This is a genomic window from Siphonobacter curvatus, from assembly GCF_002943425.1.
In the GTDB taxonomy this organism is placed as follows: domain Bacteria; phylum Bacteroidota; class Bacteroidia; order Cytophagales; family Spirosomataceae; genus Siphonobacter; species Siphonobacter curvatus.
This window is the reverse complement of record NZ_PTRA01000001.1, coordinates 2,216,936-2,229,907: the sequence shown is the minus strand read 5'-3', so window position 1 is coordinate 2,229,907 and position 12,972 is coordinate 2,216,936. Positions and strand designations below refer to the sequence as shown.

General features: G+C 49.0%; 10 protein-coding genes and 1 tRNA gene. 3 read left to right on the top strand and 8 right to left on the bottom strand.

The genetic code is table 11. The features are described 5' to 3' along the window. Window positions 1–107 precede the first annotated feature (107 nt). Window positions 108–2,750 (bottom strand): DNA gyrase subunit A, encoded by a 2,643-nt coding sequence (gene gyrA / locus C5O19_RS09195; RefSeq protein WP_104711536.1) that lies wholly within the window; start codon window positions 2,748–2,750, stop codon window positions 108–110. 211 nt (window positions 2,751–2,961) lie between these two features. After that, a complete protein-coding gene (locus C5O19_RS09190) occupies window positions 2,962–3,246 on the bottom strand; it encodes a hypothetical protein (RefSeq protein ID WP_133163334.1) in 285 nt (94 codons plus the stop codon). Between the two features lie 166 nt (window positions 3,247–3,412). Between C5O19_RS09190 and C5O19_RS09185 the strand changes: the two genes are divergently transcribed. Continuing rightward, window positions 3,413–4,324, top strand: coding sequence for a cation diffusion facilitator family transporter (locus tag C5O19_RS09185; RefSeq protein WP_104711532.1), 912 nt, complete (start codon window positions 3,413–3,415; stop codon window positions 4,322–4,324). 53 nt (window positions 4,325–4,377) lie between these two features. On the opposite strand, the gene C5O19_RS09180 is transcribed toward C5O19_RS09185, so the two are convergent. Then, window positions 4,378–4,450 (bottom strand) — tRNA-Thr (locus C5O19_RS09180). A gap of 177 nt (window positions 4,451–4,627) precedes the next feature. Next, window positions 4,628–6,760: a DUF349 domain-containing protein gene (locus tag C5O19_RS09175; protein WP_104711530.1), complete on the bottom strand. Its 2,133-nt coding sequence runs from the start codon at window positions 6,758–6,760 to the stop codon at window positions 4,628–4,630. A gap of 179 nt (window positions 6,761–6,939) precedes the next feature. Here C5O19_RS09175 and pdxH point away from each other — a divergent pair, with 179 nt between their 5' ends. Next, window positions 6,940–7,593, top strand: a complete 654-nt coding sequence (gene pdxH / locus C5O19_RS09170) for a pyridoxamine 5'-phosphate oxidase (RefSeq protein ID WP_207766396.1) — start codon at window positions 6,940–6,942, stop codon at window positions 7,591–7,593. Between the two features lie 7 nt (window positions 7,594–7,600). On the opposite strand, the gene C5O19_RS09165 is transcribed toward pdxH, so the two are convergent. Next, window positions 7,601–8,716, bottom strand: a complete 1,116-nt coding sequence (locus C5O19_RS09165) for a glycosyltransferase family 4 protein (protein WP_104711529.1) — start codon at window positions 8,714–8,716, stop codon at window positions 7,601–7,603. Window positions 8,717–8,913: 197 nt separating this feature from the next. Here C5O19_RS09165 and ygiD point away from each other — a divergent pair, with 197 nt between their 5' ends. Then, complete coding sequence (gene ygiD, locus C5O19_RS09160) at window positions 8,914–9,741, top strand: 4,5-DOPA-extradiol-dioxygenase (RefSeq protein ID WP_104711527.1); 828 nt, start codon at window positions 8,914–8,916, stop codon at window positions 9,739–9,741. Window positions 9,742–9,920: 179 nt separating this feature from the next. Here the strand turns inward: ygiD and bshB1 are convergent, their stop codons facing one another. The 3 genes from bshB1 to C5O19_RS09145 form a co-directional block, all read right to left on the bottom strand. Next, entirely contained in the window at window positions 9,921–10,640 is a 720-nt protein-coding gene (gene bshB1, locus C5O19_RS09155; RefSeq protein ID WP_094810354.1) for a bacillithiol biosynthesis deacetylase BshB1, read from the bottom strand. Continuing rightward, window positions 10,640–11,566, bottom strand: coding sequence for a peptidoglycan DD-metalloendopeptidase family protein (locus C5O19_RS09150; protein WP_165795984.1), 927 nt, complete (start codon window positions 11,564–11,566; stop codon window positions 10,640–10,642). Before C5O19_RS09150 ends, bshB1 begins: the two co-directional genes overlap by 1 nt. A gap of 281 nt (window positions 11,567–11,847) precedes the next feature. Then, window positions 11,848–12,921 carry a peptidoglycan DD-metalloendopeptidase family protein gene (locus tag C5O19_RS09145; protein WP_104711523.1) on the bottom strand — a complete coding sequence of 358 codons (1,074 nt, stop codon included), beginning with the start codon at window positions 12,919–12,921 and terminating at the stop codon, window positions 11,848–11,850. Window positions 12,922–12,972: the final 51 nt, after the last annotated feature.

Sequence of the window (12,972 nt, the reverse complement as noted above, 5' to 3'; positions counted from 1 at the left end):
TTCAAGAAAACGTACACAGGAATAGATTTGGTGTACACTTCCCGAAACGAGCAAAGGTATACCCGAATAAAAAAACCTTGGAGACTAATCCCCAAGGTTCAAAAAAATCATGCCTCCGTTGATTCTTCCGGCGGCGTTGTGGGCTGTTCCCCCTCCTGCTCTACCCCTTCGATGAGCTCTTCATTTTCGATTTTGGTAATCGACGAAATCTCATCTCCGTTGCGTAGATTAATCAGGCGGACGCCCTGCGTATTGCGACCCATGACCCGGAGATCGGCCACTGCAAAGCGAATAGCCAGACCCGAACGATTTATGATCATCAAATCATCCCGGTCACTTACTTGCTTGATGGCGACCAGTTTACCAGTCTTGTCGGTTACTTTCAGGGTAGTTACGCCCTTCGCTCCGCGGTTGGTCAGACGGTACTCTTCGATATCCGAGCGTTTGCCGTAGCCTTGTTCGGAAACCACCAGTAGCTGGGCCGTAGCCGGATCGACTACACACACCATGCCAATTACTTTTTCATCGTCGGCCAGTTCAACGCCTTTCACGCCGGTAGCCGTACGTCCCATCGGACGAACTTTTTCCTCATTGAAGCGTACTGCACGTCCGGCATCAACGGCGATAATAATTTCGTTGTTACCGTTGGTCAGAGCTACATCGAGCAGACGGTCACCCTCGTTGATATTCACGGCGATGATTCCGTTCTGACGGGGACGTGAATAAGCTTCCAGCGAAGTTTTCTTCACCGTACCCTGTTCCGTACACATCACAATGAAGTTATTGTTGATGTAATCCGGATCCGTCAGCGTTTTCACGTTGATGACCGCCCGAATTTTATCCCCTGCTTCAATGTTGAGCAAGTTCTGAATGGGACGTCCTTTGGCTACTTTGTTCCCTTCGGGAACGTTGAATACGCGTAACCAGAAGCATTTACCCGTGTCGGTAAAGAACAGCAGGTAATTGTGCATGGTTGCCGTAAAGAGGTGCTCGGTGAAATCGTCGTCCTTAGTTTTGACCCCCCGGGCTCCGACGCCCCCGCGACTTTGCGTCCGATACTCCACCAGTGGCGTACGCTTGATATAGCCTTGCGAAGAAATGGTAATGAGCATTTCTTCATCGGCAATCATGTCTTCAATAGACAGTTCGTCGTCCGCGTGCGAGATCTGCGTGCGACGTTCATCGCCGTAGCGGGCCCGTAGCTCGGTCAGATCGTCTTTGATGACCTGGTACTGACGTTCGGGGCGAGCCAGGATGTCTTCCATGTCAGCGATGAAACGCATCAGCTCGTTGTATTCTTCCTGAATCTTATCACGTTCCAGACCCGTCAGACGTTGCAGACGCATATCCAGAATAGCCCGGGCCTGTGCTTCACTCAGAACGAGGTTATTTGCTCCCTCATTTTTGAAGGTATCAACGATCTGCAGACTACGATCCGGATTATTCAGGAACGCCTCGCGTTGAGCGGTTGTCATGAAGGATCCATTCATCAATCCAGCTTTCGCTACTTCCGGATCGCGTGAACTACGAATCAGGGCAATAACGGCATCGAGGTGATCCAGGGCGACCAGCAGACCTTCCAGAATGTGAGCCCGCTTGCGAGCTTCCTTCAGATCGTAACGCGTCCGGCGAACGATCACATCCAGACGGTGTTCGACGTAATGTCGAATCATGTCTTTGAGGTTGAGCGTCATCGGACGACCCTTCACCAGAGCCACATTATTAACACTGAACGCCGTTTGCAGGGGTGTATGCTTGTACAGGTTATTCAGTACCACATTGGGTACGGCATCCCGTTTCAGCTCAATCACCAGACGAATGCCTTCGCGGTTGGAGCTTTCATCGCGAATGGCTGAAATTCCTTCCAGCTTTTTATCTTCAACCAGTTCGGCAATTTTTTCCTGAAGAACGGCTTTATTGACCTGGTACGGCATATCCGTCACCACGATCTGATCCTTGCCCGTCTTGGTTTGCTCGAACGTAGCATTGGCCCGGATGACGATACGCCCCCGGCCCGTTTCAAACGCATTCTTGATTCCACTTAAACCGTAAATAGTACCACCCGTTGGAAAATCGGGGCCTTTGATGTGGTGCATCAGTTCGGCAATCGTAATCTCCGGATTATCTACGTAGGCGGCAATGCCATCCACTACTTCCGTCAGGTTATGCGGAGCCATGTTAGTGGCCATACCCACCGCAATCCCGGCTGAACCATTCAGTAACAGGTTCGGGATTTTAGCGGGCATTACCGTGGGTTCCTGCAACGAATCATCGAAGTTGTTCTGAAAGTCAACCGTTTCTTTACCCAAATCGGCTAACATTTCTTCGGCGATCCGTTTCAGACGGGCTTCCGTATAACGCATCGCCGCCGGTGAATCGCCGTCAATCGAACCAAAGTTACCCTGGCCGTCCACCAACGGATATCGCAGGGACCAGTCCTGGGCCATACGTACCATGGTATCGTAGACCGAGGAATCCCCGTGCGGGTGGTATTTACCTAAAACTTCTCCAACAATACGGGCTGATTTCTTATGTGCTCGATTGTAATTAACGCCCAACTCGTCCATCCCAAAAAGCACCCGGCGGTGTACGGGCTTCAAGCCGTCCCGTACGTCGGGTAAGGCACGCGACACGATAACCGACATCGAATAATCGATGTAGGCACCTCGCATTTCGTCCTCGATGTTAATGGGAATAATGTTACCTGAGTTACTGTTTTCGGGCAGATGGTCTTCTGTAGTTTCAGCCATTTTAAATCAATTGCAGAATTTCCCGATCAAATGAGGGATTCTATGTAAGAAGTACCAAAAATACTGATTTTTTGCCGTTTTTTCAAAGATTTACCCAACAAATCAGGCCCGCTGAGACGTTATTATTTGTATTTTTAAAAGAATACACCAACGGCAAGACAAAGGGCCTGATTTGGCCTTTTTTCCACGCTCACGGGCCTTCTGTTTTCGCCTATACTTTTTCCCAGGGAAGTAGTTTTTTAAACTTCTTCTTGGTTTTAGGATCTTTGTTCTCCCGATACAGTGATTTTTCTTCAGCTTCGCCCCTCGCGTTTTTCATCTTCCAGCCAAAGCTGTGCGTAGGCGAAGCGAAAATGGAACTACCCCGGTAAATCCTTCCTTCGTGACGGTGCTCCATTTTTACGTGACAACTTTTCATCGGACACTTAGGTGCCCAGCACGAACTGAGTAGCCCCGCAAGTCCGGTAAGCAGCACCCCGTTAATAATTGATTTCATACAGTACAAGTTATAAGCTTAGCAACGAGCGAAGAAAAGGCAAGCGTACATCAAACTGAACTTTCTTCACAAACCCTCTTTTTGATTCCCTGTTGCACGATTCCTGACGATACTTTTACGGCAAAGTAATAAAAAGATTATACGTAACCCCTTAAACACTTAGCGAATGGGTCACTCCCACGATCACAGCCACAGCCATGCCCCTGCCGAAATCAATCGGGCGTTCAAAGTGGGGATTGGACTGAATGCGGCCTTCGTACTCGTCGAAGCAGCGGCAGGTTTGTATACCGACTCCTTAGCTCTACTTACGGATGCAGGGCATAATTTGATGGACGTAGCGGGATTGTTGCTGTCGATGTTAGCTTTTCGACTGGCCAAAGCTCAGCCAACGTCCCGTTTTACTTACGGATTTCAAAAAAGCACTGTTCTGGTATCGCTAGGTAACGCCGTACTACTACTGGTGGCCATGGGTGGTATTGGCTACGAAGCCATTCAACGTTTTTACAGTCCCCAAACCGTACCCGGTGATACTATTGCCCTGGTAGCTGGGATTGGGATTGTCATTAACACGCTGACGGCTCTGTTGTTTTTCCGGCAGAAAGAACACGATTTGAATGTGAAGGGAGCTTATCTACACCTGATGGCTGACGCCTTGGTTTCAGCCGCCGTAGTCGTCGCGGGCTTACTGATGCCCCGACTGAACTGGTACTGGCTGGATCCGGTGCTTGGTCTGGTTGTAGCCGTGGTGGTCGTAGCGAGTACTTGGTCTCTCTTGCGGGATAGCTTGGTGCTGTCGCTGGATGGGGTGCCTGCTAACGTGAACCCAGAAACCATCCGAAACCAAATGCTGAAAAATCCTGCGGTACTCGATGTCCACCACCTGCACATCTGGGCCATGAGTACAACCGAAAATGCGTTAACGGCCCACGTGGTTATAGCTACTGAACTGAATGGTACTGAACTGTACCAGGTCAAACAGGAGCTGCGGCATTCGCTGGAACACTTGTCCATCCAACATGCTACGCTCGAAACGGAAAGCCCGGACGACCCCTGCCTGGATACCCATCACCATCATTAATTCCACCACAGGCAATAAAAAAAGGTTACGTTTCGCAACGTAACCTTTAAAAGAGCCCCCTATCGGGATCGAACCAATGACCTACTGATTACAAGTCAGTTGCTCTACCAGCTGAGCTAAGGAGGCCTCTTTATTTTGTTTGTCGGTGTTGTTTTCCTTCAAACGTGCCGCAAAACTAAAGTAATTTTCAGCCCTTGTCAACCTTGCAGCTATATTTTTTTTGAGCAGTTTTGTAAGTAGCTGATCCACAAAGATATTTTTCATAAAAAAGCCTCACGTATCGGTGAGGCTTTTTTTATTTTACTAGTCTTCAGCTTCGCGAACGACCCGTAGCTGATGCTGGAGTTGTTCGAGATCCTTACGCGAACGATCAATCCGTTTTTCAAAATCTAGTTTGATCTTATCGGCATTTTTAGAGTTGGCAAAAAAGGCCAGGTTATTTTCCATCTGGGCGATTTCGTCTTCCAGCGTACGGATTTTACGGCGAATATCGTTTTCCCGTCCGCGTAAATCACCCGAGCCGCCCCGACCGCGGTCCTGCTTGATGAGCTCAACTTCGCTTTCCAGCACGAGTTGTTCTTTTTCGTGAGCACTCAGTTTACCCATTGCTGCTACGTAACTATTTACAGCTTTGATGTACCGTTGCTGAATGTTCTGCATCTCTTTACGAGGCACAAACCCAATCGCGGCCCAGCGAGCTTTAAACGCGTTGAGCTTTTCCAGATCGGTTTCACCGGATTTGGCCTGCGTTTCAATTTCCTCGCAAAGAGCTTTTTTCTGCTCCAGGTTCGATTCGTATTCTTTTTCGATACCGGCGTTTTTGTTACGCTTCCGCTCGAAGAAGGCATCACAGGCTTTTTTGAAGCGGTCGAAAATTTTGTCCCGCATTTTTTCGGGTACATGACCAATGGACTTCCAGCGACGCTGTAACTCAATGATCGTATTCGTAGCTTCAGCCGAATCGTCTCCGCTTTCGAGCAGTCCTTCTGCCTGTTCGCACAAAGCCGTTTTCTGCCGCAGGTTTTCATCGCGTTTAGCTTCGAGCTGACGGAAGAATTCGCCTTTGTTACGGAAGAATGTTTTAATATCAGCCCAGAATTTCTGGCTCATCTCCCGTCCTTTGTCCCGTGGCATTGGCCCTTTAACCGCATTCCACTGATCCTGAACGGCTAGCAATGCTTTCGTTTTATCATTCCATTCGTTAATCGAATTGGAATGGAAACTGGTAAAGGTTTCGGCCAGAGAAGCAATTTCCTGCTTGAGCTTATAGATTTCTTCGGCCTGTACTTTGTTCGTTTCGTTTTGCTCGCGTTTCTTACCGTATAAAACATCCAGAGCCGCCTTGAAACGACGCCAGAGTTCTTCGTTTACTTCCTTAGGTGCGGGACCGATGTGCTTGAACTCCTCGAACTGTTCGTTAGCTTCGTCGAGCATCTTACCGGAAACTTCCTCACCACCCTGTACGGAAGCGACGGTTTTTTCTACACGTTCAATCAGCTCGATTTTGGATTGCATATTTCGCTTGCGATCCAGTTCCTTCAGCTCAAAGTAAATATTCCGGTTGTTAAAATACCGGTCTACCAGAGCGTGGTAGGTTTGCCAGAGTGTATTGTTATGAGCCGAGGCAATGTTGCCGGCACCTTTCCAGTCCGTTTGGATCTGTTTGAAGGTTTCCCAGCTTTTCTCCCCTGCTCCGCTTTTTTCTTCATTTTCAACCAGATCCCGCAGCTTGTTGAGCAACTCGGTTTTCTTGGCAAAATTATCTTCACGGGCTTTCTCGGCCTGCTGATACTGACGCGAACGTTCGCTACGAATCTGACCATAGAGCTGATCAAACTTTTGCGTTAAGTCATCCGCTTTATAAGCAAAGCCTTCCTCCTCACCTCCTTCTTCGATGAATCGCTGAAGTGCTTCCTGACGTTCGGTCACCTTGAAATGATCGAATACCGGACGGATTTCCCGCAACATGGCGTCGGTCACCTTGAGGTCGGCCGTGCCAGCTTTCACGGCCGTCAGGGTCGTTTCCACCAGATTTACCAGGTCCTGCTTCGACCAATGCGTGTAGTCGGTTTGGGTTTCAAGCATTTCTTCCGATTCTTCCGTAGTGTCATCGGGGCGTTCGTCGGGCGTTTCTACGACTTCTGATTCGTTCGTATCGTACGTAGGCGTAGAAGGTTCCGCAACCTCGGGAGCCGCCTCGGCTACTACTTCCGGCGTAGAATCCAAATCGGGAGTCACGCTTTCAGAGGCAGGTACGTCAGAAGCTGAAGCCTCAACGCCAAAATCAGGAACGTCCTGCGTTTCTTCCGTCGGTGCTTCAGTAGTGGGTTGTTCGCTCGTACCCGCGGGTTGCGTCGTTTCCTCTGCAGATTGGCCTTCCGGTGCATTCGCTTCCGTAGGTTGCTCTTCAGGGGTCAGTTGGTTGTCGTCAATCATTATTGAAATCCTTTACCCATTGATTGGAATGGCAAAAATAGAATAATTTCTCCAGTGCCTGCGTCGCTTCGTCGATTCCGCAGGTTTTGAAACATTTTTTTTGATAAAAATCAGGGAAACCCCGCTCAATTCTATGGATTAAGCATTTGTTTTGCCCCTCTTACCAACGATTTAAACCCATGGCTTCATCCCTGCTGGACTTATCTGCTCTTCGAGAAAACTATACCAGGGGTATTCTGGACCAGAATACGGTACACGCCAATCCCCTCGAACAGTTCCGTCAATGGTTTACCGAAGCCGCTTCTTTACAGATTCCCGAACCTAACGCGATGCACCTGGCCACGGTTGCAGCGAACGGTCAGCCTTCGGGCCGCATCGTTTTGTTGAAAACGGTGGACGAACGGGGCTTTGTCTGGTATACCAATTACGACAGCAAAAAAGGTCAGGAACTGGCCTCTTCTGCCCGGGCGGCCCTCACGTTTTTCTGGGTGGAACTCGAACGGCAGGTACGCGTGGAAGGGATCGTTAAAAAAGTCTCCCCTGAAGAATCAGACGCCTATTTTGCGGTTCGTCCCCGAGGCAGTCAGATCGGAGCCTGGGCTTCGCCGCAAAGTGCTGTGATTAGTAGTCGGGAAATCCTGGAAGCTCGTGAACAAGAGATGATGAGTCGCTTTGCCGACCAGCCGATCCCTCGTCCCCCGCACTGGGGCGGTTACCGACTTTTACCCCGCCAGCTGGAATTCTGGCAGGGCCGGGCTTCCCGCCTCCACGACCGTATTCAGTACGAATGGACGGAAGACGAACGCTGGACAATCGAACGCTTAGCTCCTTAAGTTCAACTTACTTAAATGATTCGTAAATCTGGATCATTTGACGAGCCGTGCGTTCCCAGGTAAAAGGATGCACGGCTTTTTTTCCATCCTCCACTAGCTGATGGCGAAGCTTTTCGTCGGACAGCAGTGCGGCTAATGCCTGAGCAATGGAGTCAGGAGCCTGTGGCTGAATGTACTGAGCCGCCGATCCCACTACCTCGCGTAACGAAGGCAAATCAGAACATATCAAGGGCACGCCTGCCGCTAGAGCTTCCAGAGCTGGAGCACTAAAACTTTCTCGTAACGACGGATAAATCATCACCGAGGCTAACTGGTACAAGGCCGGTATATCCTCATGAGCCACGTTTTCAAGTGCCGTTATTCGTGACCGAAGTCGGACCTGTGAACCTAAAGCGGCATTAAGTAAGGATTCTGGGGTATCCAACAGGACAAGCGATACCTCAGGAAATGCTTCGGCTAGTTGTGAAAAAGCTTCAAGCAAACCCGTCAGATTTTTTTTAGGATCCGTACTTCCTAATCCTAATACGTACGATTGGGGTAAGCGATAGCGGGTTTGGACGTATTGCTGTCGTTCGGGTACTACCGTCTGAAAGGCTTCGTTTACGCCGTTGTAGACCACCTGTACACATTCAGATTTTACTTTAGGAAATTTCTGTAAAATCCGCTGTTTCTCGTCTTCCGATACCGTTATGACGCGTTCGGCCTGATCGACTACCCGGGGCACAATCCAACGCCGATAGCGATTACTCAACTGCTGAAAGCGGGTTTCCGTCTTTCGGCGATCTTCCATGAAATTAATATGGTGCAGATTGAGTATAAGGGGCACCTCCCTACGGACGGGAGCGGTATTGGCCGTACTGTGCAAGACGTGAATCTGAAACCGACGCATGTAACGCGGCAGTTGTACTTGCTCCCAATGCAGATAGTTATACCCGGGGATTTCTACCACGTGGAAATTGGGAGCCTCGGCTAAACAATCCCGGTCGGCATCGGGCCGGGCAAAAATAAAGTACTCATTACGCCGGTCGATCTTTTGTAACGCGTGAATTAAATCCAGGGCTACAAAGTCAGAACCGTGCTTTTGGGGGTCAAATAAGCGTTGGGCCTCGATACCAATTTTCATAGTCCCACTACCGGAGCATAGGTTAAAGTTGTGAAGGAGCGTCAAAGCTAATCATAAGCTTGTGGGAATTTTTTACTATTTTTATATGTTTATACATATATTGTAAAAACATATAACTTCTACTATCAGTATGTATGAAGTAATCCCCTTAACGTCAGGCCATTACTTTACATTTGATTAATATATTCCTAACCGATATGGATTTACACGCTCTTAAAAATCTAACGGATTCTTATTCATCCACTCAATCCATGCCCGTATTGTTTATGGGACATGGATCACCGATGAATGGTATAGAAGACAACCTTTTCAGCCAAAGTTGGCGGGAACTGGGCCAGCAATTACCCCGCCCGACGGCCGTACTGGTTATTTCAGCTCACTGGCTTACTAGAGGTACGCACGTGACGGCTATGGAGACTCCACCGACCATTCATGATTTCAGAGGCTTCCCCCAGGAACTTTTTGACGTGCAGTATCCTGCTCCGGGCAGCTTACCCATCGCCCTGGAAACCCAGCGTCTCATCACGAGCACCCACGTAGGATTGGATCACGACTGGGGCCTGGATCATGGTTCCTGGACCGTCGTACGTCACATGTACCCCGATGCCGACATTCCGGTACTGCAACTCAGCATCGATTATAATCAGCCCGCTAGTTATCACTACGCCTTAGCTAAGGAATTAGCTGCCTTACGTAAAAAGGGGGTTTTGATTTTGGGTAGCGGTAATATGGTGCACAACCTGCGAATGGTTGCCTGGGAACACCTTAATAAACCCGAATACGGCTACGATTGGTCCATTGCCATGAATGAAGCGTTTAAAAAACACATTACTTCCGGCAATCATGAAGTGCTAATTCAGTACGAAAAGCTAGGAGCGGCTGCTCAGCTAGCCATCCCAACGCCGGACCATTACTATCCCCTACTGTACACCCTCGGGCTGCAAACATCAGCCGATGAGGTCCATTTTTTCAATGACAAAGTCGTTGGCGGCTCACTGACCATGACCTCGGTCCTGCTCACTTAGTCTTTCAAAAGCATTTTATTCAACTTTAGAATGCTTTTTAACGTTTCAATAGCGTTATAATGTTATATATAACATTAATGGTTAGCTTTACTTCTGATCCATAAAGTCAAAACGCCGGTGGCTTACAGTATGATCTCTGTAAACCACCGGCGTCTATGAAGTCTTATTAAATTCTACGCTTAAATCAGCGAGGACAGATTTTTTGCACCGATCTGGCGGTAATTAGTATACCCTTCCCCAAATTCTACGCCAATCTGATGTCCCAGCTCCCGCCAGCGGGCCACCAGAAAATCCATAAATTCTTTGCTGGAGATATACGAAGACGGTTCGTCGCTGTCTGGATTGAAGAATTGGCTGCGATAGGCCTTAATACTCTCTACTTTCTGTTGCCAGTAATCCGAAATATCGACGACTACATCTGGCTTAATATACCGATCCTGGATATAGTGAAAAACCTGTCTCGCTCGCCACGGAGCCTGGGGCGTACCATCCGGTTCGAACGTTTCGATGCGACGCAGACCACTCAGGAAATGAGCGGTTTCGGCCACAGCTGCCGCTTTTCCATGGTCGGGATGCCGATCATCGATGGCATTTGCAATCAAAATTTCGGGTTGATATCGGCGAATGACTTCCACGACTTTCAACTGATGAGCCTCGTCATTGACGAAAAAGCCATCCCGAAATCCCAGGTTCTCACGAGCCGAAAGGCCCAGCATTCTAGCCGCATCGGCTGCTTCTTGCAATCGAATTTCAGGGGTTCCCCGCGTACCGAGTTCTCCTTGGGTGAAATCGACAATCCCTACCTTTTTGCCATTAGCCACTTCCATAGCCATCAAACCGCCGCAGGACATTTCTGCATCGTCGGGGTGAGCGGCCAGCACCAATAGATCTAATTTCATCAGCGTATACGCAATTTTTGCCCGATTTGCAGTCGGGTCGTTCGTAATCCATTTAATTCTTTAATGCGAGCAATGGTGATGCCTGAACGTCGGGAGATTTCGTCCAGTGTATCCCCCTTTCGCACGGTATACCAATCCGTTTCCCGATATTCTACTTCTTCCTCTTCGTTATCGCCTTCCGCCTGCACTTCATCAAACTTACGACCCGTGACGTATGCAAATACCCGGGGCGTCAGAATATACTGATTGAAGCGAATGATGTTTTCTGGAAACGCAAAGATTTCCAGCGGATTAAACGGATGGCCTTCGTACCGTAGCTCAAAGTGCAAATGGGAACCTGTACTCCGCCCGGTATTGCCTCCTAAACCAACAATCTCTCCTGCCTTTACGAGTTGTTTGGGCTGAACCAGCTGCTTGGATAAATGGCCATACACGGTCTCTAAACCGTTATAATGCCGTACTACTACATAGCGACCAAATCCCCTACTATCGTAACTTACTACCCGTACCTGGCCGTCGAAGGCCGTTTTTACGGGGTCCCCGGTTTGCAGGTTCAGGTCAATGCCCTTATGCCAGCGAATTCGTCTCCAACCGAAGGCCGATGTGGGTCGACCCGTTTCCATGGGAGCTGACCAATACTGCTGACGAGTGGAGTCATACAACTGAATGGAAATAGCAGCATCAAAGTTCCGAATATCGTACCCGTACGGATTGACGTGGTGTTCATCCCACACGCGATACCGCTCACTGACCTTCGCCCAGCTTTCCGAATCATGCGGCCGAATTTCCTGAATCGTCTCCACCACTAACTGATCATTCTGTAATTGAGCAGCCACCATGGTATCCACTGCACTCCTAACCAGCGGGTTTAGTACTTTCTGAGGTTCAAAGGGTTGTTGCGAATGAAGCAGGGGAACGGGTTCCATTCGGGCGGGAAGGCTGGAAACGGAAGGGTTAACTTTAGCTTTAATGGATGGAGTTTTTTTGAAAACTCCCTTTTCCTGGGCGGAAACCGTCAATGCAGCAGTCCAACACAAGAAAAAAAGAACGCTTTTGATTGTATTTTGAAAAAACATCTGAACCTCTCAACAGGCGGCCCCGGAGCCGCGAATGCTACCATAATTCATAAATTCAACTATCCGGAAGGGGGAAATACTAAAAAACCGCAGGCACGCGTGCCTGCGGTTGCTGGCGAAAACCAATGGGCTTACTTAACCCGTAATTTCTTACCAATGCTCAGGTTGCTATTCCGTAATCCATTCAGTCGTTTCAACTGGGATACGGAAACGCCTGAACGGTGAGCAATGTCATACAGCGTATCGCCTTTACGTACGCGGTACCAGCGAATCTGACGGTGCTGTTTGGATTTCTCACCGGTGTTGTACTCGTACTGAACCCGATTTCCACCGCCTCGCAGATAATCCCACGCTTTAGAAGTCAGCAGGTACCGGTCGGACTTAATTACGTTTTCCGGAAATTTATAAACCTCTAAGGGGTTAAAAGGATTCCCTTCGTATCGTAATTCATAGTGGAGGTGCGGTCCGGTACTCCGGCCTGTGCTGCCCCCTAGTCCAATCTTTTCACCCGCTTTTACAAATTGGCCTGATTGTACTAACTGGGAAGATAAATGACCATATAACGTTTCTAAACCGTTATAATGCCGAATAACTACGTAGCGACCGTAACCACCGCCGTCGAAACTAACGACCCGTACCTGGCCATCAAAAGCGGCAAATACATCATCACCCGTATCCAGATCCAGGTCGGCTCCGGTGTGCCAGCGTCCCCAGCGACGACCAAACTGCGAAGTCAGAATCCCTTTCGTCAGCGGTGCTGCCCAGAATTGCCCTTTGGCATCGTCATACAACTGAAGCTCAACGGGCTCGTCGAAATCAAGTGGGTTGATATTGTAGGGATCAATCGTGTTGGGATCCCAGATGGAGAAGTAGCGGTGGGTAGTCACCCATACGCCCGCAGAATCGTCGTAAACCTGATCTTCCGTTTCCGTAGGAATTTTCTCGGTCTTATCGTCGATCCGTGTGGTGTCCATGTTGCTGACCACCGGATTAACGGGCTTTTTAGGTTCGAGTTGTTCCGAAAAACGTAAGTTCGATGTGGTTTGCTGCGGAAGCTCAAACTCGTTACCGGTTTTCTTGCTATCCGTCTTGGGCTTGATGCTGGGAGCTTTTTTAAACAGTCCTTTTTCTCGTTGGGCAAAGCTTTCTGTCGATGCAAAAACACAAATGCCACAAAAGAAAAGAGCGGTTACTAGTTTCATCATGTGTTTAGGTACGCCTAAAGGGAAGCCATCAGGGCGTCTCTGACGGCTTCG